Annotated in this window: 20 protein-coding genes; 11 read left to right on the forward strand and 9 right to left on the reverse strand. The window is 61.6% G+C overall.

The features are described 5' to 3' along the window. Positions 1–684: 684 nt before the first annotated feature. Complete coding sequence (locus WI754_RS28415) at positions 685–2,016, forward strand: APC family permease (RefSeq protein WP_341487301.1); 1,332 nt, start codon at positions 685–687, stop codon at positions 2,014–2,016. A 39-nt stretch (positions 2,017–2,055) separates the two neighbouring features. Here WI754_RS28415 and WI754_RS28420 read toward each other — a convergent pair whose 3' ends face one another. Beyond that, entirely contained in the window at positions 2,056–2,838 is a 783-nt protein-coding gene (locus WI754_RS28420) for a LuxR C-terminal-related transcriptional regulator (protein ID WP_341487302.1), read from the reverse strand. Positions 2,839–3,104: 266 nt separating this feature from the next. Here WI754_RS28420 and WI754_RS28425 point away from each other — a divergent pair, with 266 nt between their 5' ends. Next, positions 3,105–4,367, forward strand: coding sequence for an amidase (locus WI754_RS28425; protein ID WP_349438031.1), 1,263 nt, complete (start codon positions 3,105–3,107; stop codon positions 4,365–4,367). Between the two features lie 7 nt (positions 4,368–4,374). Here WI754_RS28425 and WI754_RS28430 read toward each other — a convergent pair whose 3' ends face one another. Together WI754_RS28430 and WI754_RS28435 are read right to left on the reverse strand one after the other, a co-directional pair. Further along, a complete protein-coding gene (locus WI754_RS28430) occupies positions 4,375–4,701 on the reverse strand; it encodes a GYD domain-containing protein (protein ID WP_341487304.1) in 327 nt (108 codons plus the stop codon). Positions 4,702–4,898: 197 nt separating this feature from the next. Continuing rightward, entirely contained in the window at positions 4,899–6,194 is a 1,296-nt protein-coding gene (locus tag WI754_RS28435; protein ID WP_341487305.1) for an ABC transporter substrate-binding protein, read from the reverse strand. Between the two features lie 151 nt (positions 6,195–6,345). Between WI754_RS28435 and WI754_RS28440 the strand changes: the two genes are divergently transcribed. The 4 genes from WI754_RS28440 to WI754_RS28455 are packed head-to-tail and all read left to right on the forward strand — an operon-like array spanning position 6,346 to position 11,016. After that, a complete protein-coding gene (locus WI754_RS28440; RefSeq protein WP_341487306.1) occupies positions 6,346–7,383 on the forward strand; it encodes a LacI family DNA-binding transcriptional regulator in 1,038 nt (345 codons plus the stop codon). Continuing rightward, positions 7,380–9,233, forward strand: a complete 1,854-nt coding sequence (locus WI754_RS28445) for a DUF2264 domain-containing protein (RefSeq protein ID WP_341487307.1) — start codon at positions 7,380–7,382, stop codon at positions 9,231–9,233. The genes WI754_RS28440 and WI754_RS28445 overlap by 4 nt, the downstream gene beginning before the upstream one ends. After that, complete coding sequence (locus WI754_RS28450) at positions 9,230–10,240, forward strand: hydroxyacid dehydrogenase (RefSeq protein ID WP_341487308.1); 1,011 nt, start codon at positions 9,230–9,232, stop codon at positions 10,238–10,240. Before WI754_RS28445 ends, WI754_RS28450 begins: the two co-directional genes overlap by 4 nt. Beyond that, positions 10,237–11,016, forward strand: a complete 780-nt coding sequence (locus WI754_RS28455) for a TIM barrel protein (RefSeq protein WP_341487309.1) — start codon at positions 10,237–10,239, stop codon at positions 11,014–11,016. The genes WI754_RS28450 and WI754_RS28455 overlap by 4 nt, the downstream gene beginning before the upstream one ends. 36 nt (positions 11,017–11,052) lie before the next feature. Here WI754_RS28455 and WI754_RS28460 read toward each other — a convergent pair whose 3' ends face one another. From WI754_RS28460 to WI754_RS28485, 6 genes are all read right to left on the reverse strand, one after another. Beyond that, positions 11,053–12,330 (reverse strand): Gfo/Idh/MocA family oxidoreductase, encoded by a 1,278-nt coding sequence (locus WI754_RS28460; protein ID WP_341487310.1) that lies wholly within the window; start codon positions 12,328–12,330, stop codon positions 11,053–11,055. A 165-nt stretch (positions 12,331–12,495) separates the two neighbouring features. After that, positions 12,496–13,320 (reverse strand): sugar phosphate isomerase/epimerase family protein, encoded by an 825-nt coding sequence (locus WI754_RS28465; RefSeq protein ID WP_341487311.1) that lies wholly within the window; start codon positions 13,318–13,320, stop codon positions 12,496–12,498. Between the two features lie 25 nt (positions 13,321–13,345). Continuing rightward, positions 13,346–14,755, reverse strand: a complete 1,410-nt coding sequence (locus tag WI754_RS28470) for a mandelate racemase (protein WP_341487312.1) — start codon at positions 14,753–14,755, stop codon at positions 13,346–13,348. 17 nt (positions 14,756–14,772) lie between these two features. Next, positions 14,773–15,936, reverse strand: coding sequence for a dihydrodipicolinate synthase family protein (locus WI754_RS28475; RefSeq protein ID WP_341487313.1), 1,164 nt, complete (start codon positions 15,934–15,936; stop codon positions 14,773–14,775). A 3-nt stretch (positions 15,937–15,939) separates the two neighbouring features. After that, entirely contained in the window at positions 15,940–17,088 is a 1,149-nt protein-coding gene (locus tag WI754_RS28480) for a Gfo/Idh/MocA family oxidoreductase (protein WP_341487314.1), read from the reverse strand. A gap of 127 nt (positions 17,089–17,215) precedes the next feature. Next, positions 17,216–17,893: a TetR/AcrR family transcriptional regulator gene (locus tag WI754_RS28485; RefSeq protein WP_341487315.1), complete on the reverse strand. Its 678-nt coding sequence runs from the start codon at positions 17,891–17,893 to the stop codon at positions 17,216–17,218. 201 nt (positions 17,894–18,094) lie between these two features. On the opposite strand from WI754_RS28485, the gene WI754_RS28490 reads away from it, so the two are divergent. The 5 genes from WI754_RS28490 (at position 18,095) to WI754_RS28510 (ending at position 23,391) form a co-directional block, all read left to right on the forward strand. After that, positions 18,095–19,384 carry an ABC transporter substrate-binding protein gene (locus tag WI754_RS28490; protein ID WP_341487316.1) on the forward strand — a complete coding sequence of 430 codons (1,290 nt, stop codon included), beginning with the start codon at positions 18,095–18,097 and terminating at the stop codon, positions 19,382–19,384. A 119-nt stretch (positions 19,385–19,503) separates the two neighbouring features. Beyond that, positions 19,504–20,352 (forward strand): sugar ABC transporter permease, encoded by an 849-nt coding sequence (locus WI754_RS28495; RefSeq protein ID WP_341488035.1) that lies wholly within the window; start codon positions 19,504–19,506, stop codon positions 20,350–20,352. Next, on the forward strand, positions 20,345–21,229 hold the full coding sequence (locus WI754_RS28500) for a carbohydrate ABC transporter permease (RefSeq protein ID WP_341487317.1): 885 nt from the start codon (positions 20,345–20,347) through the stop codon (positions 21,227–21,229). The genes WI754_RS28495 and WI754_RS28500 overlap by 8 nt, the downstream gene beginning before the upstream one ends. A gap of 73 nt (positions 21,230–21,302) precedes the next feature. After that, positions 21,303–22,316 carry a Gfo/Idh/MocA family oxidoreductase gene (locus tag WI754_RS28505; protein WP_341487318.1) on the forward strand — a complete coding sequence of 338 codons (1,014 nt, stop codon included), beginning with the start codon at positions 21,303–21,305 and terminating at the stop codon, positions 22,314–22,316. A 1-nt stretch (position 22,317) separates the two neighbouring features. Further along, positions 22,318–23,391: a Gfo/Idh/MocA family oxidoreductase gene (locus tag WI754_RS28510; protein WP_341487319.1), complete on the forward strand. Its 1,074-nt coding sequence runs from the start codon at positions 22,318–22,320 to the stop codon at positions 23,389–23,391. Positions 23,392–23,403: the final 12 nt, after the last annotated feature.

A 23,403-nucleotide genomic window follows, 5' to 3' on the forward strand; every position in this document is an offset into this window, starting at 1 on the left:
TGGGAGAGCACGACACCGCCCAACTGCCTGAGCTCAGCTTGAAAGCGAGCCGCAGTTCGGTGGTTCGGTGGCCAAACCATGTCATCTTCCCAGTCCCTAAGAGTAAGGACCAAATGTGATGAAACAGGATTCTGAAGATTAAACCGCGCCAGTGCGTAGCAGATGGGTTGTGATTCCATTGTTTGCGGCACGCCTTGCCGAACGGCACGATGCCCAGGTATTGCTGCTTAAAGCGGGTGGCTCCCACGATCATGGAGCCCAGCCTTGGACTCGGAAGCTGGGATCGGAGCGTGACTGGGCCTTCGAGGGGCAGCTCAGCGCGATATGGTATGAAGCTCACCACGCAACCGGAACCTGCCGGTAGCGCGCAGCATCTGGGAGAGAAAATTCACTAAGGCCGCCGAGCGCAATCTTTTACTGATCGCCCGAAATGAAGGAGCGGGTTCATCCTTCACCGTGTCGAGAACATGCCGTTTGCGTCGCCAATTTCACTACACGCCCTGGCGCGATTGGTCCCTACCCTGGCGGCATAACACCTTCGGGTTATATGCGGTCGCCATCCGCTCAGTCATGTTCTCGTCATAACAAAAAAACGACGGGTGGAGACCTGCGCGGACCTAGCTGAATCGTCTGCACTGCGCGGTTTCCAAGAAGATCAACAAGAACTCTTCGCGGAGGCGGAACATGAACAACACTGTGAAACTTGATCGTACGCTCGGGCTCTGGTCCGTCGTGCTCTTCGGCCTGGCCTACATGACGCCGATGATCGTCTTCGGCACCTTCGGCGCGCTGGCAACAGCAAGCCAAGGGACGACGGCGATGGCCTATCTCGTAGCCGCCGGAGCAATCCTCCTAACAGCCATCAGCTACGGCGTCATGGCGCGCGTTTATCCGGTTGCCGGATCGGCCTATACCTACGCCCGCAGATCGATCAACCCGAGCGTCGGCTTCCTCGTCGGCTGGGCGGTTCTGCTCGACTATTTCTTCCTGCCAATGGTGATCTGGCTGATCGGCGCTGCCTATCTGACATCCGCTTTCCCCGCCATACCAGCCTGGGCCTGGATCATCGGTTTCATCTCGGTGACCACGGTCGTCAACGTCGTCGGCATCGCTTTTGCCAACCGCATCAATTTCATCCTCATGCTGGTGCAGCTCGCGGTTCTGGCAGCGTTCGTTTTCCTGGCTGCGTGGTATGTCGTTACGCTGAACGGGCCCGGCGGCCTTGCCTCCGTCACGCCCTTCTTCAAGGCGGACGTGCCGTTCTCCGCTTCCGTCGCCGGCGCTGCCATCGCCGCTTACTCGTTCCTCGGTTTTGACGCGGTATCCACTCTGACGGAAGAAACCAAGGACGCAAAGCGCACAATGCCGAGGGCGATCCTGATCACGGCCCTCGCCGGCGGCCTGATCTTCATAGCCTCTTCCTATGTCACGCAGCTTGCCCATCCGGGTTTCGAATTTATTGCCGTCGATGCCGCAGCCTCCGAAATTGCCAAATCGATCGGCGGCGATCTGTTCGTCACGATCTTCCTGGCCACCCTTGTCATTGCGCAGTTTACGTCGGGGCTTGCCGCCCAGGCGAGCGTCGGTCGCCTGCTCTACGCCATGGGCCGCGACAAGGTGCTGCCATCATCCTTCTTCGGCAGCCTCCATCCGAAGTGGCATACGCCTGTGCTTAACCTCATCGTCGTCGGCATTGTCGGCCTGCTGGCGTTGACCATGGACGTCACGACATCCACCTCCTTCATCAACTTCGGCGCATTCCTAGCCTTCACGGCCGTCAATATCTCAGTGATCGCGCTATATCTCAAGGACAACGCAGAGGTTAAGCCGCTGGGCGCCCTCATTGGCCTCGTCATCCCGTCGGCCGCGGCCGTCTGCGATCTCTTCCTGCTCTGGAATCTCGACAGCAATGCCAAGATTCTCGGTCTCGTCTGGCTGTTGATCGGCGTTGTCTATCTTGCCTATCTAACGCGCGTCTTCCAGACGGCTCCTCCGGAAATGGACTTTGCGGAATAGTCCAGCAGATCAGAATGAGGCTCAGCCTGCGGCGGGGCCTCATGCCAGGAACAGGCGGAACAACTCCGCCTGGCTCGATATGTTCAGCTTTGAGTAAACCTGCCGACGATGCACCTTGACCGTATTCGGAGACAGGGAGAGGACCGCAGCAAGCGAGAGATTGGAATGTCCCTTTAGGATCAGCGTGACGATCTCAAGCTCGCGTTTGGTGAGCAAGGGATGCTCGATCTTCGAGGCTGGCGGCGCAGTCTTGATAGCGAGAGAGATGTTCGGGATGTGGAACCAGTGCCGTTCACCCAACGCACAAACGACCGGAGCGGCGGATCGCAGACGTTTCAGATCTTCGCTGGAAAACAGGGGTGCTATACCCGTCCTCGATAGAGAGAGAACGCCGACAAAGTTGCTTTCAAGTTTCATTACGAAGCCGATCTCGTCGACGATCTCGGTTGTCGCGTAGTGCAGCCGGAAATATTCGGTCTGTGCGAAATCATCGGGCGCGAGATCGCGCATCACGATCATGCGTTTGCTGTCGTTGGCGCGGACGGCATCGTAGAACGGGTCGAGCACGAAAGCCCCCGCCAAATAGCGATCGACGATAATCGACCGCTTGGCGACGATACTTTCGTTGTAGAGATCGAAAGCGTTGCCATCTGGAGAATAGACGAAGCCGTTCATCATCTGGAACGGAGACAGAAGGCGCAGCGCAGCTGCCAAGGCATCGGGAAATTCGTGCGAGCCGATCGCGCTTGCTGCAGCACCGAGACTGGCATTCCAGACATCAAAAGACGGCGTCCCTGTGTGCGATACGGCAGTAAAACTCATCGAAAATACGGACCTTTCCCAAAACCAGAAATGGCATCGCTCCCCGCAGCAAGCACGCTTTGCCAGCGAAATGCAATAAGCTCGAAACAACGGAAAAAGACCTCATGAACAAGCTTCAGAACGTCCTTTCAGCGCGCCATCCGCTGGACCTGCCGGCCACCGAAATCGCAAACGGCATTTGTTCGCGACAGTTCACCGCCGAGGCCGTTGTAACGGAATCCATCCGCCGGGCAAAAACTGTCAATGCGACGCTCAATGCGTTCACGGTGATCCGCGATGAGGAGGCGCTCGCTTCGGCGCGTAGCGCGGACCAGGCAATCGCGAACGGCAAGACTGGCGGCCCGCTGCATGGCGTGCCCTTCGCGGCCAAGGATCTGACCCCGACGAAGGGAGACCTGACCACGCTCGGATCCTGGACTTCTGGCGATTGGGTGCCGGAAGAAACCACGCTCTGCATACGCAGGCTTGAAGAGGCCGGCGCCATTCTGATCGGCAAGACCACCACGCCGGAATTCGCGTATGCAAGCTTCACGAAAAGCCCGCGATGGGGCGCCACCCGCAATCCGTGGGATCCTGAACGAACTCCCGGCGGCTCCTCCGGCGGCTCGGCTGTGGCGGTCGCGACGGGCGTCGTACCGTTTGCGGAAGGCACCGACATGGGAGGCTCCGTGCGCATTCCTGCAGCCTTCTGCGGCGTGGTCGGGCTGAAGCCAAGCCTTGGACGCATCCCCATGACGATCCTGCCAAGCGTCTTTGACAACATCTCGCATTTCGGACCGCTGGCTCGGACCATCGGTGATGCCATCGCCTTCATGGACACAGCCAGCGGCCCCAGCGATGACGACATCATGTCGCTCCCACTGAGTTTTTCTGCGGACACCGCGCGAGCGGGAAGCTTAGAAGGCAAGCGTTTCGCATTCTCAATGGATCTCGGATATTATCAGGTCCAGTCCGAAGTCGAAGTTGTCATGCGCAAGGCGATCGAGAAAATTCGCGGCCTGGGTGCTGTCGTCGACGAGGTGCCGATGCAGTGGACCCGGGCCGTCAACGACCGATGGTTCGACGTCTGGTGCGTGTTCATGTCGTCCTTTTTTGGTGACAGGCTGACACAACATGAACATCATATGGACCCGGCCGTCGTCTCGATGATCGAGCGCGGGCTGGTCGCTAACGCGACGGACTACAAACGAGTGGAATTGCTCCGAACCTCGATGTGGCGGGACATGGCAAAACTTTTTGAAACCTACGATGCGCTGCTGTGCCCGACCTGCGCGACCACCGCCCCATCGTTGAACGAGTCAGACGACGACTACGTCGCGACATTGCCGGACGGCAACTTTGCGGGCCTGGACATTACCTGTCCTTTCAACCTGCTGCCCCAGCTTCCCGCTCTATCGCTGCCTGCCGGACTTGCGTCCAACGGTTTGCCGGTCGGGCTTCAGGTCGTCGGCCGGCGCTTTGCCGACGAACAGGTCTTGTCTCTTGGGGCTGGTATTGAGGTAGCTTTGTCATCGAATGGGAAGCAGTGAGCCGCGCCTATGCTGCCGGTGGACGATAGCGTATAGACTTAGCCTTTCCCAGGGCTTCCATCGTATCCTCGACGGTGAGGAGGACAGTGGTCTCAAAAGAACTGAGCGCGCCTCCCGCGCCTATAGCAAGCGCGACAGCCGCCATCGATACGTTGTCGGGCGCCTCCCACAGATTCCAACCATCATGCTCGCCAAAGGCGTACCAGAACCCATGGAGCTTTCCGCCCACAGATTCAATGTAAGTACGTGCCGCGTCTCGGCGATCCTCCGGGTTTTCGATCATCCGCGCCCAAGTCTCGGGCGTGTAGCTGAATCGCGTAAGATACATGGCCATGGTTTGCCTCCTCCGTCAGGATGACGCAGTTAACGCTCAAGCCGGGGAGAACGCGAGTCATTTCCAATGTGCCGGTTTGTCGTGCCGGATGGTTTCAACCTTGCTGCTTTTTGGGCCGGAGCGTTGGTAGCGACTTTGTGGTAATGCTCATCGTGCGGATTTTCTCTAAACCGACCGTGTCGGGGGAGTGATCCTCGTCAGCCGGCCTTGATCGTGTTCCTCCCCTCGCTCACCAACCGTGCGGCAGCATCCGCGACGGAGATCGTGTCGAAGGCAAGCTCGTCGGTGATGGGGCGCAGGATGCTGATGTCGAACTCCGTCGATCCGATCGGCGCCGGCGGCGGATAGCTACCCACTTGGTCCTTCAGTCCGTTGATGTAGTCGATTGTCGCCCGCTCGGTCGGATTGAGCGTCGGCAGGATGGCTTCGCGCACCGCCGGCGACATCGGGACACCACGTTCAACCCCGAGCAACTTGCCAGCCTCCACGTCATTGACGAAGAAATTGATGAATTTGACGGCTTCCTCGGCGCGCTCGGTCGTGGCGCCGATGCTCCAGATGAGAGCCGGGCGATAGTAGTGGCCGGACGGTCCGCCTTTCGTCTCGCGCGGCAGCATGCTGATGCCCAACTTGCCTTTCATCAGCAGTTGGTAGCCGACCATCTGGTTCGAATAGGCCATGCCCATGGCGGAGTTGCCAAGTGCCAGGCAGTTCGTGTCGATCGTGTTCTGGTCGATTGTCTGGATATCGGCGCCGACGGTGCCGCCACGCTTGCGCAGGTCTTCCCAGTAGGCGAACCATTCCTTGGCGTCCTCGACGCCGAAGCCGAGACCGTTTTCGTTGTAGAGGCTGCTACCGCGCTGTCTCAGCCAGGCATCGAACACATAGCTGTAGCGTGCGCCGTAAGGGCCGCCCCAAAAGGTCTTCTTGCCGGCCGCCTTGGTCATCTCGACGGCGATGTCGGCATATTCCTTCCAGGTCGTATCCTGTCCGGGCGGCGTGATGCCGGCCTTGGCAAATACGTCGGCGTCGTAGAACAGCGAGAACGAATTGAGGCCGAGACCGACACCCCAAAGCTTGCCGTCCACTGTCGTCAAATTCAGCATGTCCTTGCCGAAGGTGTCGACTTGCAGAGACGATGGAATGAAGGGATCGAGCGCGAGGCACGCGCCACGCTTCGAATAGTCGGAAATCGTCCGTGGTTCGAGCTGGAAGATGTCGGCGATCGAGCGCCCGGCCATCTGGGTGGAGACCTTGGTCCAGTAGGCGTCGCCATTCAGGGACTCGCCGACGATCGCTGTTCCCGGGTTCTTCTCCTGATAGAGCTTGGCGACCGCAATCGTGCGCTTGGCGCGATCGTTCGAGCCCCACCACATGGCACGCAGCTTCGCGTCGCCTGCCGCAAAGGCCAGCCGCCCGCCGCCCGCGCCGAACGCGAGACCAGTGGCTGCGCCCGCCGAGCCGAGTATGAATGAACGTCGGTTGATGAGCATAGACATTCCTCCCTGTTGTTACAGCCCCGCTCACGCTCCTCCTGCGCAAGTCGAGGCGGACCATGAAGCGAAGAATTATGCAAAATAAACAAAAATGCAAGAATTTATCTTTTTTATTGCAAATTTGCATAATTTGCATAATGTTTGCGGCATGATCGAAGAACCCTCCAGAAAATTTCGCCAAGCAGACATCGCCACGCGCGCAGGCGTTTCGGTTTCGACAGTCTCACGTGTGCTGGCCAACGAGCCTGGCATCAGCGACGACGTTCGGCGCCAGATTCTCAAGGTGGCATCGGAACTCGGCTATCCGCTCAAGACCGGAAACCAAGCGGGGCCGGGCGTACTGGCGTTGATTGCCAGTGACGGCGTCACAGGAGGCCTCAGTGTCTTCTACGAAGGCATCGTCGAAGGGCTGCGCTCGAACGCCGCGGAATGCGGCATCCCGTTCGACATCAGGCTGGTGCGCGAGGACCGGGCAACGACCGAGGCAGTTCGGGACCTGATGGCGGCGGCCGGAGCAAAAGGACTGTTCCTGGTCGGTATCGATCCCGCAGACACGCTGTGCGCCTGGCTGGAGGAAAGCCGCACGCCCGTCGTTCTCGTCAATGGCACCGATCCCTTCATGCGCTTTGACGGCGTCTCGCCTGCGAATTTCTTTGGTGCCTATGCGGCAACAAACCGTCTTCTGGCGTCCGGACATCGCTGCATCCTGCATCTGACCGGCTCCCATCGGCACACGCTGCGCGAACGAGCCCGCGGTTTCGAGGCGGCGATCGGCGCAACCAACGGCGCAACCGGCCGCGTCATCCGGCTCTCCTTCCATACGAGCGCGATTGCCGAAGCCCGGGCCGCGACAATCGCCGCACTCGCGGAAGACCCGGATGTCAGCGCCGCCTTCTGCATGAACGATTTCATCGCGGTCGGGGTGCTCGAAGCCGTGACTGAGAGCGGCCGCCGCGTGCCGGAGGATTTCGCAATCGTCGGATTCGACGATCTTCCGTGCGCCAGGATGACCGATCCGCCGCTTGCAACCATGCGTGTCGACCGCGTGGCCATCGGCCGCGAAGCCGTCGGACTAATGCTGGCGCGCTTTCGCGAACGGGACGCTCCCGCCCGCCATGTCTGCCACGCCGTCGTTCCGGTGCGGGGCGGATCACTTCCAGATGAACCTGAGACCATAGTGCCATGATCTTTGATCCCGCCAGTAGAAACCCGCTCGCCGGTAACCCTCTCGCAAGCCGCAGCGACATGCAGCGCGCCCTCACTGATCTGTTCGATCCGCTCCTGCCGTACTTTTCCACCGGTAACGCCCGCGTCCGCCTCGACGCATCTGCCGGACATTTCGACCGGGCGGCAGCCGATCTGGAGGGGTTTGCACGGCCTCTCTGGGGGCTCGCCCCCTTCGCGGCGGGCGGCGGCGACTTCCCATTCTGGCACCGTTATACTGAAGGCATCTCCAACGGCACCGATCCGAAACATCCGGAATACTGGGGCACAGTCAATGGCCGCGACCAGCGTATGGTCGAGCTCGCAGCCCTGGGTTTCGCGCTTGCTCTCGTCCCGGAGAAGCTCTGGGATCCGCTCTCCCCCAGCGCGAAGGACAATCTCGTCGCCTATCTGAAGCACGCACGCCGCTTCGATTATGCTGACAACAACTGGAAGTTCTTCCGTGTTCTCGTTGACATCGCCCTCGACCGACTCGGCATCGATTATGATCGCAGCCTGACGGAAACCTATCTTGACGAACTCGACGGGTTCTACATCGCCGATGGCTGGTACAGGGATGGCAACGTCCGGCGCATCGACCACTACGTGCCCTTCGCCATTCACTTCTACGGGCTGATCTATTCGCGGCTGGTCGATGACGATCGCGCGAAGAGCTATCGCGAGCGGGCGGCGCTCTTCGCCGGCGATTTCCGTCATTGGTTCGCCGAGGACGGGGCGACCATCGCGTTTGGCCGCAGCCTCACCTATCGCTTCGCCTGCGCCGGCTTCTGGTCGGCCCTCGCTTTTGCCGACGTCGAAGCCCTGCCCTGGGGGGAAATCAAGGGTCTCTGCCTCAGGCACCTGCGCTGGTGGGCCGACAAACCGATGGCCCACAGCGACGGGGTGCTGTCGATCGGCTACGGCTATCCCAACCTCCTGATGTCGGAAAGCTACAACTCCGCCGGCTCTCCCTATTGGGCCTTCAAGGCTTTCCTGGCGCTCGCTGTCGGCGAGACACACCTGTTCTGGACGAGTGAAGAGAAGCCGTTTTCGCCCGCCCGACAGCCAGTCTCCCTCCGTCACCCCGGCATGGTCGTCATCCACGGCAAAGGCGATGTCGTGGCGCTTTCCTCAGGCCAGGAAAACCTCCAGCAACGCTTCGGCACGGAGAAATACGCCAAGTTCGCCTATTCCGCACGCTATGGCTTCAGCGTCGAATGCGACGAGCGCGGTTTCCGGAGCGGCGCCTTCGATTCCACCCTCGCCTTCAGCGATGACGGCCTGCACTATCGGGTCCGCGAGACGAACGAGGAAGTAAAGCTGGCGGGTAACATGCTGTTCTCGCGATGGTCTCCCTCGCCGGACGTCACGGTCGAGACCTGGCTGATGCCGGCGGGTCCCTGGCACATCCGCGTTCATCGCATCGTAACCCCCCGGCCGCTCGAAACAGTCGAAGGCGGCTTTGCCATCGCCAGGCGTGACTTCGAGGTGGATACGCTGTCGTCTGCAGCGGGCGCCGCCCATGCGATCGGCGAGGAGGACTTCACCGGCATTCTCGACCTCGGTTCGACCATTGCCCGCGACGGCATCGCCTACAAGGCACCGCCGAACACCAATCTGATCGTCGCAAAGACCCTCGTGCCGCAATTGCGCGGTACTATCCCCGCAGGAGAGACCATACTTCGTACCGCCGTGCTGGCAGCCCGCGACACGACCACCATAACCGGTGACTGGCTGAAGCCGCCGTCCGCGCCTTTCCTCGACGAGCTTGTCGCGCTGACCGCAAACGCCGTTGTCGTCAGTGCCATGGATGCGCCGGGGCAGATCCCATGAAGCGCCCTGCAATCGCCCTTGCCATGTTGCCGGAGCGCACGCAGCACGTTCTTCCGCCGGAGCTATTAGCCCGGCTTGATCAACTCGGCGTTCTGCTTGATCCCACGCCTATGACAACATTCACGGGCGACAGGGCAAGGCGCCTGCTCGCCGAAACGGAAATTCTCGTCACCGGCTGGGGTGCTCCGCTTTTCGATGCCAACGCCCTTGCCTCCACCCCCAATCTGCGCCTCGTCGCCCATGCCGCAGGCACGGTCAAGGGCATTGTCGGTCCATGGGTCTTCGATGGCGGCGTGCGGGTCACGCACGCGGCGCAGGCGAATGCGCTCCCGGTTGCCGAATTCACCCTCGCTGCCATCATCTTCGCCGGCAAGAGTGTCTTTCGGTTCCGCGATCTCTATGTCGCCCACCGCGACCGAACGCTCACCCATCCGTTACAGGCCGAGCCGATCGGCAACTATCGCCGCGTCGTCGGCATTGTCGGTGCCTCTCGCATCGGTCGCCGCGTCATCGAGCTGTTGCGACCCTTCGACTACGAGATCCTCCTCTACGACCCGATGGTCACCGAAGGCGAGGCAGGCGATCTCCGGGTCGAGAAGGTCGATCTCGATACCCTCTTCAGACGAGCGGACATCGTTTCGCTGCACGCGCCCTCACTCCCGCAGACCCGCCACATGGTTGATGCGCGACGCCTCTCGCTGATGAAGGACGGCGGGACGCTGATCAATACGGCGCGCGGTGCGCTGATCGATGAAGATGCATTGCTCGCCGCGCTGAAGACAGGCGTGATCGACGCTGTCATTGACGTGACGGATCCTGAAATTCCCGGACGCTCCTCGCCTTTCTATGACCTGCCGAACGTCTTCCTGACGCCGCATATCGCCGGCGCTATCGGAATGGAGCGCGCCCGGCTCGGAGAGACGGTGATTGACGAGATCGCTCGCTTCATCGACGGCAGGCCGCTGCGCTACGAGGTACGCGCGCAGGATCTGGAGCGCATGGCATGAGCGGATTCGAGCCGGCACTCTGTACCGTTACCTTCCGCTCCCTTGCCCCGGTGCAGATCATCCGGCTGGCAGCCGAGGCAAATCTTGCCGCCATCGAATGGGCCGGCGACGTGCATGTCATGCCCGGAGACGATAAAACGGCACGAACCGTCGGCGGATTGAGCAGCGCGGCGGGCCTTGCCACCTCCTTCGGCTCCTATGTGTCGCCGCCATTGGACGACATTATTGCGTTCGCAAAGGCGCTCGAAACGACGGTCGCGCTGGGTGCCTCGAACATTCGAATCTGGCCCGGCACCCGCCAGCGCGATTCCGCGGACTATAGCCAAGCCGAGCGACGGGCAGCCGCAGAATCGATCCGTGAAATGGCTTCGGAAGCCGCACGCGCGGGCGTTGCGGTCTCGCTCGAATATCATCCTCAGTCGCTCACCGACACCACCGATTCCGCCGAGCGCCTGATCGATTCGATCGGCCATGACAACGTCTATCTCTATTGGCAGCCCCGCCCCGGCCTCCCGATCGAGGAAGCGTTGGCCGAGATCGCGCGGATTGGCCGGCATGTCTCTCACGTCCACGTTTTTGCCTGGGACCGCGAGCGCAACCGCTTGCCCCTGGAGACCGCCAGCGACTACTGGCGCTCGGTGATCGCTGCGCTGCCCGCATCACGGTGGAAGGGACGACGCTTCGCCATGCTGGAATTCGTCCCGGGGGACGAGCAGACCGCCTTTTTTAAGGACGCCACGACGCTGCATCGAATTCTCAGTGCGCGAGAAGACTAAATGCCGTAAGGCACCGCACCCTCACGCAACAAACGATCACACCGCCTTCAGCACGCGCCCGCTCTGCTCGCTGAAAAGTTCCGGCATCAGGTCGGCAAGCCGGACGCCCGAGCCGCTGCTTGCACTGGAGAGCGCGGCTATTCCGCAGAGTACCGACATGGCGCCGGCGCGCGATCCGGCCCGCTGGCCGAGCGGATCGGCGGCGCCGGGCTTGAAGATCATGTTACGCATCCGGTCGTCGCCGCCGTAATGGCCTCCGGAGGAATGCGGAACGGTGATCCGCTCGACCGCGCGGTTGCCCTCTTCAAAGCTGCGGACCAGCAAGATCTCGTCTGCTGCCGGCGTTTCCCAGGGCTGCGCCTCGAACTGGCGTAGCTCTATGCGTCCCCTCGTACCGTTGAAGGCGATGTGGTGACCTTCGATCGGCTGGAACGTATTCAGCGAATAGGAGACGTGGACGCCGCTGCGGTAGCGGATCGTCGCAACCATCGTGTCCGGAATGTCGATGTCTTCCCGGAAGACGCAACCATCACGAAAATAGCCGTCGATTGCCGATGGCTCCTCGTAGAGCGCGTCGAGGAAGGGATTGGCACCGAGGTCGAGATAGAAATCGCACTCGGCCTTGTGCGGACAGAGCTTGCAGCGCGGGCCGCGGAACGGCCCCTTGCGGCCATACATCTGCAGGTCGCCGAAGGCGCTGATCGCCTCGGGATCGCTGCCGAGATACCAATTGAGCAAATCGAAATGATGCGTTGCCTTGTGCACGAACAGGCTGCCGGAATGTTTCGTATAGGCATGCCAGCGGCGGAAATAGTCGGCACCGTGCGCGGTGTCGAGATACCAGTGAAAGTCGACCGATGTCACCCGTCCGATTTCACCGGCATCGAGCAGCGACTTGATCCGCGCAGCCGTCGGCGCGAAGCGATAATTGAAGGAAACATCGACCCGCCGGCCGGTCCGCTTTTCCGCCTCGGTGATGCGGCGGATCTTGTCTACGGTCGTTGTCATCGGTTTCTCGGTGATAACGTCGGCGCCGGACTCAAGCGCACGGACCACGATGTCGTCATGGGTATCGTCCGGCGTGCACACGATCACGAGGTCGGGCATTGTATCCCGTAACATGGCCTCGAGGTCGGTGTAGATCGGCGCGGCACTTCCGATGATTGCACGCGCCCGCTCGGCGCGAAGCGGATTGCGGTCGACGACCGCCACCAGTTCGACGTGATCCGACCAGCCGGCAAGGAGGTCCCGCCCCCACATCGTGGTACCGCGATTGCCCGTTCCGACCAATGCAAAGCGACGTCTCTGTTCCATGATAGCCTCGTGTTGACATGCTTTAGGAGATTGGTTGCCGCTCAGCGTCAAACGCCCAACATGTAAAGGTAACATACATGTTAGTGGTCAGAATCGAGGAATGTCAAGAACAGAACCGGATTTTACGAAAGCATCTTGTCATTTTTGTATCCGAGTTTCGGCTCATCAGCAGCGCAACCGGAACCGCTCGACGCAAGTCGCGACCACCTCGTCCGCGGGACACTTCCACCAGTTTCCGGCGGAAAATATCTCGACCTCCTGACGGCCGCTGAAACCCGCCTTCTCGATCAGGCGTCGGATGGCCGGTAGGTCAATGACCCCGTCACCCATCATGCCGCGATCGGTCAGCATGTCGGCGGTCGGCACCAGCCAATCGCAGATATGGTGTGCGAGGATCGCCTTCATCCGCCCCGCGCGGGCAATTTGGTTGGCGAGATCCGGATCCCACCAGACGTGATAGACGTCGATCGCGACGCCGACGCCATCGCCGAGCCTCTCGCAGATGTCGAGCGCGTGGCCAAGCGTGTTCACGCAGGCGCGGTCAGCCGCATACATCGGATGCAGTGGTTCGATGGCGAGCGGCATGTTCGCCTGGCGCGCATGCGGCAACACCGCCGCGATACCGTCCGCCACCATTCTGTGCGCCTCGCCGAGATCGCGCGATCCCTTCGGCAAACCGCCGACGACCAGCACCAGGCAATCAGCGCCGAGCGCGGCGGCCTCGTCGATGGCCCGGCGATTGTCGTCGAGCGCCTTGTCCTGCTCCGCCCCGGTCGCCGCCGGAAAGAAGCCGCCGCGGCAGAGGCCGGTCAGGTGGAGGCCGTTGGACTTGACGATCGAGACCGCCTCCTTCAGCCCCACCGTGGCCACCTGATCGCGCCATGGCGCAATCGACGTGACACCGTGCTTCAGGCAGACGTCCACGGCCTCAGCGAAGCCGCACTGCTCGCGAATGGTTGCAAGATTGATGGATAAACCCTCGACCGGCATGCTCGTTTTCCTCCCGAGATTTCCGTTATGATCGTGTCATCGCCGACCAGTCCGGTTCGACTGACGAACCGAGGCCCCTTGCGGCCAGCGCCGACGCGAACGCGACGCGCCCACCCCGGATGGCGAGCCGAGCGCGGCCGTTCGACATGTGATAGAGGTCGCCGTGATCGTTCAGATACGCTGCCTGCTCCTCCTGAGGCGCGCCCACCATCCCGTCGACATAATGATAGCCGTTGCGCTCGACATGCGTCGCGCCGATGAGTGCCGCAAGCACGAGATCCTGCTGCAGCGCCAGCCCTGCCTGGGTCGTCAGGTCCTCCGCCGACATGAAGTAGCGATCGGTTCTTTCCTCGCTGTTCCACCTGGCAATGCGGGCACTGTTGAGGAGCGAGCGATAGAAGCCCTTGCAGGACTTGGTCGAAATGCCCGCGTAGCCGAGCGCCTTCGCCTCGACGAAGGAACCGATATCGGCATCCGACTCGTCGATCTCCAGCGGGATGCGGCAGGAAATGTCCGCAACCGATCGCGACAGCGCCTCGGCGCGGGCGATCGGCTGCTCAAAGAACAGGATCGAGCTGCGTAGCCGGGCGAGGCGCGGTTCGGCCGCAATCCGGTCCAGCAGGTCCGCGACGGCCTCGCTGCCCTCGAATTGTTCGTTGCCATCGAGCGTCGCCACGCAGCTCTCGGTCGCCGCATCGAGCACTTCGGCAATCCGGATCAACCGTCCAGTATCCTCTGCCGGGCGGCCGGAGACCTTGATCTTGAAATGGCGATGGCCATAGACGGCGATGACGTCCTGAAGCGTCTGCGGCAGGCCGTCGCCGATACGCGCGCCCTCGGCGATATCGGCCGCGGTCAGCGCATCGGCGAGACCGATCGTGTGACGCACGGCCATCGTCGCGGCAGGGGCGAGACTTGCGAAGTAGCCGTTCAGATCGAAGCCTCGCAGGTCGGGTGCTGTCGCCGCGTCGATGCCCAGACGGTTGAACCGGACTGCCTCGGCGACACTCAGCCCATCGAGGCGGCAGACCGCATCGATGAGGGCACGATCGATGAGCGCCAGCCCGTAGGATGCAACGAGCCCCGGCAGCCCCTGCTCCGCCGCACGGCGGTGATGCTCCCCTTCGATTGCCGCATGCAGCGCGAAAGGCGTGCCACTTCCGGCGTCGCGATAGGCGCCAATAGCAAGTCGAAGGCTCGTGCGCAGTTGTTCGACATTGTCGTCCGGCGAAAGCACGGGGCTCTTGTCGAACCATTTCGGCATCATCATTTCCGCCGCCCTGCCGATGGCGCTGCGCCCCGACCTATCGCTGATACGCACGCGGACAAAGGCCTGCGGCGCCGCCTCGACGCGCGCAGCGCCGAAGCGGAAAGGGAAGCGGAAGCGGACCGAGCGTTCGAAGACCGCCGCTTCTTCGAGCCTGATCTCCATCATACCGGTCCCCTTCGCCTTCAAACGACGCCATGCACGGCGAGAACGTGGCGCATGCGCTCTGCCGCCTGCTCCGGATCGGCAAGGACGCGAGCCCGGTCGGCGAGACGGAACAATTCGGCGAGATGCACGAGCGACCGGGCACTCTCCTGGCCGCCGATCATGGTGAAATGGTGCTGAAGGCCGTTGAGATAGGCTAGGAAGACGACGCCCGTCTTGTAGAAGCGCGTTGGCGCCTTGAATATGTGCCGGGAGAGCGGAACGGTCGGCTCGAGCAGATCGAAGAACGAGCGCTGACGGTCCGCGCCAAGCGCCGCCATGGCCGCGGAAGCGGCGGGCGCGATGGCGTCGAAGATCCCGAGCAGCGCATCGGAATGCCCCTGCTCGTCGCCGGCGATCAATTCGGCATAGTTGAAGTCGTCGCCGGTATACATGCGCACGCCCTTCGGCAGGCGTCGGCGCATCGCGATTTCCTTTTCCTTCGACAGCAGCGAGACCTTTATACCGTCAACCTTGGCCGCATGCGCCACGATCACGTCGAGGCAGGTTTCCATCGCCGTCAGATGATCGCGATTGCCCCAGTAGCCTTCGAGCGCCGGATCGAACATCTCGCCAAGCCAATGGATGATCACCGGTTCGCGCACCTGCGACAGGATGCGGGCATAGACCTTGATGTAGTCGTCAGGGCCGCGCGCGGCAGCAGCAAGGGCCCGGCTCGCCATCAGGATGATCCGGCCCCCGGCAGCCTCCACTGTCTCGATCTGCGCCTCATAGGCCCTGATGATCGTATCGAGCGTCACGTCCGGTCCCGGTGCAAGATGGTCGGTCCCGGCACCGCAGGCAATCAGGGCGCCGCTGCGACCGCGCGCTTCGGCAAGCGCGCGCCGGATCAGCTCCTGCGCCTCCGCCCAGCCAAGCCCCATGCCGCGCTGGGCGGTATCCATCGCCTCGGCGACACCCAGCCCGAGGTCCCAGAGCCGATGACGAAAGGCAAGCGTGCGCTCCCAGTCGATCGCCGGTGTCAGCCAGGGGTCATTGTCGGCCAGCGGATCGGCGACCACATGGGCTGCGGCAAAGACGACACGCGGGAACGATTTCGCCTCCCGCCGCGCAAGCGGGATCGGCGTTCCGGTAAGCGTGTAGGGTGTAATGCGGCCGCCGAGCGGCAGGTTGATCGTCACCATCGCCTAGAACTCCAATGCCGGCACGTCGAGCCAGCGGCGCTCGGCCCAGGATTTCAGTCCCAGTTCGGCAAGCTGCACGCCCCTGGCGCCCGCTTCGAGCCCATAAGGCCATGGCGCATCTTCCGCGACATGGCGCAGGAACATTTCCCACTGCACCTTGAAGCCGTTGTCGAAGACTTGCGTGTCTGGAACCTCGTCCCAGGTCTTGTAGAAGTCGATCGTCTGCGGCTGGTCCGGGTTCCACACCGGCTTCGGTGTATTCACCCGGTGCTGCGTCCAGCATTTTGTCAGTCCTGCGACCGCCGAGCCATGGGTGCCGTCGACCTGGAACGTCACCAGATCGTCGCGCCGGACCCGCACCGCCCAGGAGGAGTTGATCTGCGCGATCACGCCACCGTCGAGCTCGAACGTCGCATAGGCAGCATCATCGGTGTCGCAATTGTACGGCTGCCCACCCTCGTCGACGCGTGCCGGAATGTGGGTGGCACCAAGGCAGGACACCGCCCGGACCTCGCCGAACAGGTTGTCGAGCACGTAGCGCCAGTGGCAGAGCATGTCGAGTATGATACCGCCGCCGTCACCCTTGCGGTAGTTCCAGGACGGCCGCTGCGCCGGCACGCCCCAATCACCCTCGAACACCCAGTAGCCGAATTCGCCGCGCACCGAGAGAATCTTGCCGAAAAAGCCCGAGTCACGCAGAAGTGCCAGCTTGCGCAGGCCGGGCAGAAACAATTTGTCCTGAACGACACCGTGTTTCAGGCCGGAGGCGCGCGCTTTGCGGGCGAGCTTGATCGCGACTGCAAGATCGTCCGAGATCGGCTTTTCGCAATAGACGTGCTTGCCGGCATCGATCGCCCGGCTCAAAAGCTGCGCCCGCATCAGCGTCGTGCCGGCGTCGAAGAAGATCGTATCGTTCGGATTGGCAAGTGCTGAAGCGATATCGCTCGACCAGCGGGCGATGCCGTGCTTGCGGGCAAGCTCCTCCATCTTGGCGGCGTTGCGACCGACGATGATCGGATCGATCTCAAGGCGCTCGCCCGACTTCAGTATCAGGCCGCCCTGATCCCTGATGGCGAGAATGGAGCGTACAAGGTGTTGATTGTATCCCATGCGTCCGGTGACGCCGTGAAGAATGATCCCGAGACGTGCCATTGATTCCTCCCCTGCCATCGTCGAGCTGAAGGGGCGACTATGGCCTTTGCTTCAGCCGGTAACTAAACAGTTACTTGATGACAGAGAGACCACGCACTTGTCAACAAAAAAAATAACATGTTTGGAATTATCGGCGGATTGAGGCGAGCGTCACATGCACGATATGATGTTCCCACCGGCCGACATTCGCAGGCTCGATTAGGTCGCGCCCGAAGATCGTCGACAGCGTGTACTGATTGGAAAGATAGAAATATCCGAGCGAGGCGATCGTCAGGTAGACGTGAAGAGGATCGGCATCCTCGATGAAGGTGCCCTCGGCTTTTCCACGCTGAAGCAGGTCGGCGAGTTCGCCGATCAGATGCGAATGCAGCTCGCGCAGGCGCTTCGACTGGCGAAGCCAACGCGCCCTGTGCAGGTTCTCCGTCCCCAGCAGGCTGAGGAACTCGGGATTGTCGAGAAAATAACGCCAGGTGAATAGGGAAAGCTCGCGAATCCCGTCTTCCGGGCTCCGATTTGCAAGATCCAGCGCCCGCTCCGCCGAGCGGATATTGATGTAGGCTTGCTCGAGCACGGCGAGATAAAGCTGCTCCTTGTCCCCGAAATAATGGTAGAGCATGCGCTTGTTGGTGCCTGCTCGTTCGGCGATCGCATCAACACGGGCGCCACCCATGCCGTTGCCCGCAAATTCCACCGTTGCAGCATCCAGAATTGCCGCTCGCGTGCGCTCGGGATCGCGCTGGTTCGCGCGCTCCGACACGCCACGGCGACCACGCCCAGTTCGACCAGCCTCGCCGCTTCCATCCATCCGAGCACCCTCTCCATCGACACATTTGCAATAGCCGCACCGATCATATTGTAAAATAAATTTACAAGATAATGATAGATCGCTAAACAGGTGCTTGACACCTTCCATACTTTCCAACATAACTTGTAACCAATTAGTTATTTGTTGCAAGGGAAATCAAGGGGACTGCTGGGAGGCGGCCCCAATGAGGAGGAGGAGCAGATGACGCCACGCGTAAGCAGACGGAATTTCGTTGCGGGGGGAGCAGCGCTTCTATCGCTCGGAGCACTTGGCGCGGGCAACGCCCTCGCCCAAGACTCTCGCCTTCGGGTTCTTTGGTGGGGCTCGCAGGCCCGTGCCGACCGCACCAACAAGGTCTCGCAACTCTATCAGACCAAGAATGCCGGCACGTCGATCAACGGCGAGTTCCTCGGATGGGGCGACTACTGGCCGCGTCTTGCCACCCAGGTCGCCGGGCGCAATGCGCCGGATGTCATCCAGATGGACTATCGCTACATCGTCGAATATGCCCGCCGCGGCGCTCTGGCTCCACTGGAGGCCTATGTCCCGGCGAAACTCAAGGTCGACGACTTCGACAAGTCGCAGATCGAAGGCGGCAGCGTCGACGGACATCTCTATGGCATCAGCCTCGGCGCGAACGCTGCCGCGACCGTACTCAATGCGTCGGCCTTCGAGGAATGCGGCGTCGATTTGCCGACGCAGGCAACGACCTGGGAAGAATTCGCCCGCATGGGCGCAGAAATCACCAAGGCGGGCAAGCGCAAGGGCATGTACGGCCTGGCCGACGGCAGCGTCAACGAGCCGCTGTTTGAAAACTGGCTGCGCCAGCGCGGCAAGGCGCTCTACACCGTCGAAGGCAAGATCGCCTTCGATCTTGACGACGCCACCGCATGGTTCGACATGTGGGCGAAGTTCCGCCAGGCCGGTGTCTGCGTTCCGCCGGATGTCCAGGCGCTCGACAAGAACGATATCGAGACGAACACGGTATCGATCGGTCGCTCCGCCGCATCCTTCGCCCATTCCAACCAGTTCGTTGGCTATCAGGCGATCAACAAGGACAAGCTCAGTCTCACCAACCACATGCGCATCGAAGCGGCCTCGAAGGGCGGTCACTACCGCAAGCCGTCAATGTTCTTCTCCATCTCGGCCCAGTCGAAGGCCGTCGATCAGGCCGTCGCCTACATCGACTTTTTCGTGAAGAACCCGCAAGCCATAGAAATCCTCGGCGTCGAACGGGGCATCCCGGAATCGGCTGCCATGCGCGAGGTTGTCGCGGCGAAGCTCGATCCGCAGGGCAAGATAGCGCTCGACTATGTCGCCGGTCTCGGCGATCTCGTCGGCAAGCTGCCGCCGCCACCGCCGGCAGGTGCCGGCGAGGCAGAACTCGCCCTGCGAAGCATCGGCGAGCAGGTCGGCTTCGAGCAACTTTCGCCCGCCGACGGCGGCAAGGCGCTCGTTGACGAAATCGCGCGCATCGTCGGACGAGGCTGATCGGCATGCACAGCGTGACGCGCACCGCCACGACGGCCATTGCCGTGCACGGGCCGCGGCCAGTGGTGAAGGCTAAGGGGCGCCTTGCGCGCCTCTGGGCCGCCAACGGTCCGGGCTACATGTTCCTCCTGCCGTGGCTAATCGGCTTCTTCGGCCTGACGCTGGGGCCAGCCCTTGTCTCGCTGTACCTTTCCTTCACGAACTTCGACCTCATTCAGTCTCCGGAATGGACAGGAATGGCGAACTATGTCCGGATCGCCACCGCCGATCCGAAATTTGCCGCAGCCATGAGCGTCACACTCACGTATGTGGTGCTTTCCGTTCCCTTCAAGCTGGCTTTTGCGCTGCTGGTCGCAATCGCGCTCAATCGCGGCATCAACGGACTGACCCTCTACCGGGCGATCTTCTACCTGCCGTCACTGCTCGGCGGCAGCGTTGCCATCGCGGTTCTCTGGCGGCAGCTCTTTGCCGGCGACGGGCTGGTCAATGCAGCACTCAGCCAGTTCGGCATCGAAGGGCCAAGCTGGATCTCGCATCCGAACTATTCGATCTACACGCTGGTTGCGCTGTCGGTCTGGCAGTTCGGCTCGCCGATGATCATCTTCCTCGCCGGTCTCCGGCAAATCCCGACCGACATGTATGAAGCCGCAAGCCTCGACGGGGCCTCGAAATTCCGCCAATTCTACAAGATCACCCTGCCCCTGTTGACGCCGGTCATCTTCTTCAACGCCGTGGTACAGACGATCGACGCGTTCAAGGCTTTCACCCCGGCCTTCATCATCTCGGGCGGCACCGGCGGACCGATCAATTCGACGCTGTTCTACACGCTCTACCTCTATCAGGAGGCGTTCGGAAACTTCCGGATGGGCTACGCCTCGGCGCTTGCCTGGATCCTCGTCGTGATCATCGCGATCTTCACCGCCTTTTCTTTCCTGACATCGCGCTATTGGGTGCACTACGATGACTGACATTCCGATGACTGCCGTCACTGCTCCGCCCCCGCCGTCAACCGGACGCAGCCCCGTCGCCAGCGCGCTGATCCACGCAGCCCTGATCGCCGCATCGATCGCCATGATCTACCCGCTCCTGTGGATGGTCTCGGCGTCCGTCCGGCCGGAGGACGAGATTTTCTCCTCGACCTCACTCCTGCCGTCGTCGATCGATCTCGGCTCCTATGTCCGCGGCTGGTTCGGCCTCGACATTTCCTTCGGGCGCTTCTTCTGGAACTCGCTCGTCGTCTCGGTGCTGACCGTGATCGGCAACGTCGTCGCCTGTTCGCTCGCGGCCTACGCCTTCGCGCGGCTTCGGTTCAAGGGCCGGAACTTCTGGTTCGCGATCATGCTCGGAACGCTAATGATCCCCTATCACGTGACGCTGATCCCGCAATATGTGCTGTTCCTCAACCTCGGCTGGGTCGATACCTACCTGCCTCTGATCGTCCCGAAATTCCTGGCCTCGGACGCCTTCTTCATCTTCCTCATGGTCCAGTTCTTCCGGGGCATCCCGCGTGAGCTTGACGAGGCGGCGATGATGGACGGCTGCAGCCCCTGGCGCATCTACTGGAAGATCATGGTGCCCTTGTCGCTTCCGGTTCTGGCAACGGCCGCGATCTTCTCCTTCATCTGGACCTGGGACGATTTCTTCGGTCCGCTGATCTACCTCAACGACATGAACAACTACACGATCCAGCTTGGGCTCAGGACTTTCGTCGACTCGAGCAGCACGTCCGACTGGGGCGGCCTGTTCGCCATGTCGACGCTGTCGCTGGTGCCGGTGTTCTTCTTCTTCCTGTTCTTCCAGCGGCTGCTCATCGAGGGCATCGCGACGACGGGCATGAAGCGGTGACACGATCAATCTGAACGCAATCAATGATCCCCCGGGGATTGACCGAAGCCATGCATGTAAGGTGTCTGTATCGATGGGTGACTTGCGTTTTGCAGCCGTTGGATTGAACCACAGCCACATCTATGGCCAGGTCAACTGCCTGCTGCGTGCCGGAGCAAAACTTGTCGGCTTCCACGACGAGGACGATCAGCTTGCTGCCGAGTTCTCCGGTGTGTACCAGGACGTACCGCGCAAGACGCTCGAAGCGATCCTCGAGGACAGGACGATCGGCCTCGTCACATCGGCGGCGATCTCCGCGCGCCGCGCCGAACTTGCGATCTCGGTCATGCGCCACGGCAAGGACGTGCTGGTTGACAAGCCCGGCATGACCTCGCTGGAGCAGCTTGCCGCAGTAAAACGCGTCCAGGCCGAAACGGGGCGGATCTTCTCGATCCTCTATTCCGAGCATTTCGAAAACAGTGCTACCGTCAAGGCTGGCGAACTCGTCGCTAAGGGCGCGATCGGCGAAGTAGTCCATACCGTCGGTCTCGGTCCGCACCGGCTGCGGCGCGATACACGGCCGGACTGGTTCTTCCGCCGCGCCGACTATGGCGGCATCCTGACAGACATCGCTTCGCACCAGTGCGAGCAGTTCCTGTTCTTCACCAATGCGAAGGACGCCCGGGTGCTGTCGGCCAGCGTTTCCAACCACGCCAACGTCGACCGGCCGGAGCTGCAGGATAGCGGCGACATCCACCTCTTGGCGGGCAAGACCACCGGCACGATCCATGTCGACTGGTTCACACCGGACGGCATGCCGAGCTGGGGCGACGGCCGTCTCTTCATCATCGGCACCGCCGGCACCATCGAGATCCGCAAGACCGTGGACCTCGCAGGCCGCGAAGGTGGCAACCACCTGTTCCTGACGGACAGGACCGGTGTGCGGCACTTCGATTGCTCGGCGCTGGAACTGCCCTTCGGCCGGCAACTCGTCGCCGATATCCGAGACCGGACGGAAACCGCAATGCCGCAGGCCCGCTGCTTCAAAGCCATGGAACTGGCGTTGACGGCGCAGGAGATGGCCGAGACCAATCAGGAAAGACAGTGAAATGAGCATCAGGACAGTCGCTGTCGTCGGTTGTGGCATTGGCAGATCGCACATCGTCGAAGGCTATCTTCCACACCCCGACAAGTTCCGCGTGGTCGCGATCTGCGACCTCGACGAAACGCGGCTGAAGCAGGTCGGCGACGAGTTCTCTATTGCCCGCCGCACGACCGCGTTCGACGAGCTGCTTGCCGACGTCACGATCGACATCATCGACATCTGCACGCCGCCGAGCATCCATCTCGGCCAGGTGGTCGCGGCCCTTCGCGCCGGAAAACATGTGATCTGCGAAAAGCCGCTCACCGGCTCGATCGCCGGCGTCGACGAGATCATCGAGGCGGAAAAGAACGCCAAGGGCGTGCTGATGCCGATCTTCCAGTATCGCTACGGAGACGGCATCGAGCAGGCAAGGCGCATCATCGACGCCGGCATCGCCGGCAAGCCCTATCTCGGCTCGGTCGAGACCTTCTGGCTGCGCATCCCGAAATACTACACCGTTCCCTGGCGCGGCAAATGGGCGACCGAGCTTGGCGGCGTCCTCGTCACCCACGCGCTGCACCAGCACGACATGCTGACCCATCTGATGGGGCCGGTCGCCAAGGTCTTCGGCCGCGTCGCAACCCGCGTTAACGACATCGAGGTCGAGGATTGCGCAACGGCGAGCCTGCTGATGCAAAGCGGCGCCCTTGTCTCGCTTTCCTGCACGCTTGGTTCGCAGGAGCAGATCAGTAGGCTGCGCCTGCATTTTGAAAACGTGACATTCGAAAGCAGCCATGATCCCTATGCGCCGGGCAAGAATCCGTGGAAGATTGTCGCAGCGAACGACACCGTGCAGGCAAGCATCGACGCGCTGCTTATCGACTGGAAGCCCGTCGCGCCGCGCTTCACAACGCAAATGAAACATTTCCACCGGTACCTCAGCGGCGAAGGTCCGCTGCCGGTGACTAGCCGTGACGCCCGGAAGGCGCTGGAGCTGGTGACGGCGATTTACCAGTCGTCCGACAGCGGTTCGGAAGTCACGTTGCCAATCACATCGGACAGTCCGAAATATGCCGACTGGCGCGCTAGAACACGCTAGCGACGCCCAGGC

The organism is Pararhizobium sp. A13 (assembly GCF_040126305.1).
Taxonomy (GTDB): Bacteria; Pseudomonadota; Alphaproteobacteria; order Rhizobiales; family Rhizobiaceae; genus Pararhizobium.

Coding starts and splice junctions, on each gene's coding strand:
- WI754_RS28415 (WP_341487301.1), top strand. CDS start 685: ATGAACAACACTGTGAAACTTGATCGTACGCTCGGGCTCTGGTCCGTC.
- WI754_RS28420 (WP_341487302.1), bottom strand. CDS start 2,838: ATGAGTTTTACTGCCGTATCGCACACAGGGACGCCGTCTTTTGATGTC.
- WI754_RS28430 (WP_341487304.1), bottom strand. CDS start 4,701: ATGGCCATGTATCTTACGCGATTCAGCTACACGCCCGAGACTTGGGCG.
- WI754_RS28435 (WP_341487305.1), bottom strand. CDS start 6,194: ATGCTCATCAACCGACGTTCATTCATACTCGGCTCGGCGGGCGCAGCC.
- WI754_RS28440 (WP_341487306.1), top strand. CDS start 6,346: ATGATCGAAGAACCCTCCAGAAAATTTCGCCAAGCAGACATCGCCACG.
- WI754_RS28445 (WP_341487307.1), top strand. CDS start 7,380: ATGATCTTTGATCCCGCCAGTAGAAACCCGCTCGCCGGTAACCCTCTC.
- WI754_RS28450 (WP_341487308.1), top strand. CDS start 9,230: ATGAAGCGCCCTGCAATCGCCCTTGCCATGTTGCCGGAGCGCACGCAG.
- WI754_RS28455 (WP_341487309.1), top strand. CDS start 10,237: ATGAGCGGATTCGAGCCGGCACTCTGTACCGTTACCTTCCGCTCCCTT.
- WI754_RS28460 (WP_341487310.1), bottom strand. CDS start 12,330: ATGGAACAGAGACGTCGCTTTGCATTGGTCGGAACGGGCAATCGCGGT.
- WI754_RS28465 (WP_341487311.1), bottom strand. CDS start 13,320: ATGCCGGTCGAGGGTTTATCCATCAATCTTGCAACCATTCGCGAGCAG.
- WI754_RS28470 (WP_341487312.1), bottom strand. CDS start 14,755: ATGATGGAGATCAGGCTCGAAGAAGCGGCGGTCTTCGAACGCTCGGTC.
- WI754_RS28475 (WP_341487313.1), bottom strand. CDS start 15,936: ATGGTGACGATCAACCTGCCGCTCGGCGGCCGCATTACACCCTACACG.
- WI754_RS28480 (WP_341487314.1), bottom strand. CDS start 17,088: ATGGCACGTCTCGGGATCATTCTTCACGGCGTCACCGGACGCATGGGA.
- WI754_RS28485 (WP_341487315.1), bottom strand. CDS start 17,893: ATGGATGGAAGCGGCGAGGCTGGTCGAACTGGGCGTGGTCGCCGTGGC.
- WI754_RS28490 (WP_341487316.1), top strand. CDS start 18,095: ATGACGCCACGCGTAAGCAGACGGAATTTCGTTGCGGGGGGAGCAGCG.
- WI754_RS28495 (WP_341488035.1), top strand. CDS start 19,504: ATGTTCCTCCTGCCGTGGCTAATCGGCTTCTTCGGCCTGACGCTGGGG.
- WI754_RS28500 (WP_341487317.1), top strand. CDS start 20,345: ATGACTGACATTCCGATGACTGCCGTCACTGCTCCGCCCCCGCCGTCA.
- WI754_RS28505 (WP_341487318.1), top strand. CDS start 21,303: ATGGGTGACTTGCGTTTTGCAGCCGTTGGATTGAACCACAGCCACATC.
- WI754_RS28510 (WP_341487319.1), top strand. CDS start 22,318: ATGAGCATCAGGACAGTCGCTGTCGTCGGTTGTGGCATTGGCAGATCG.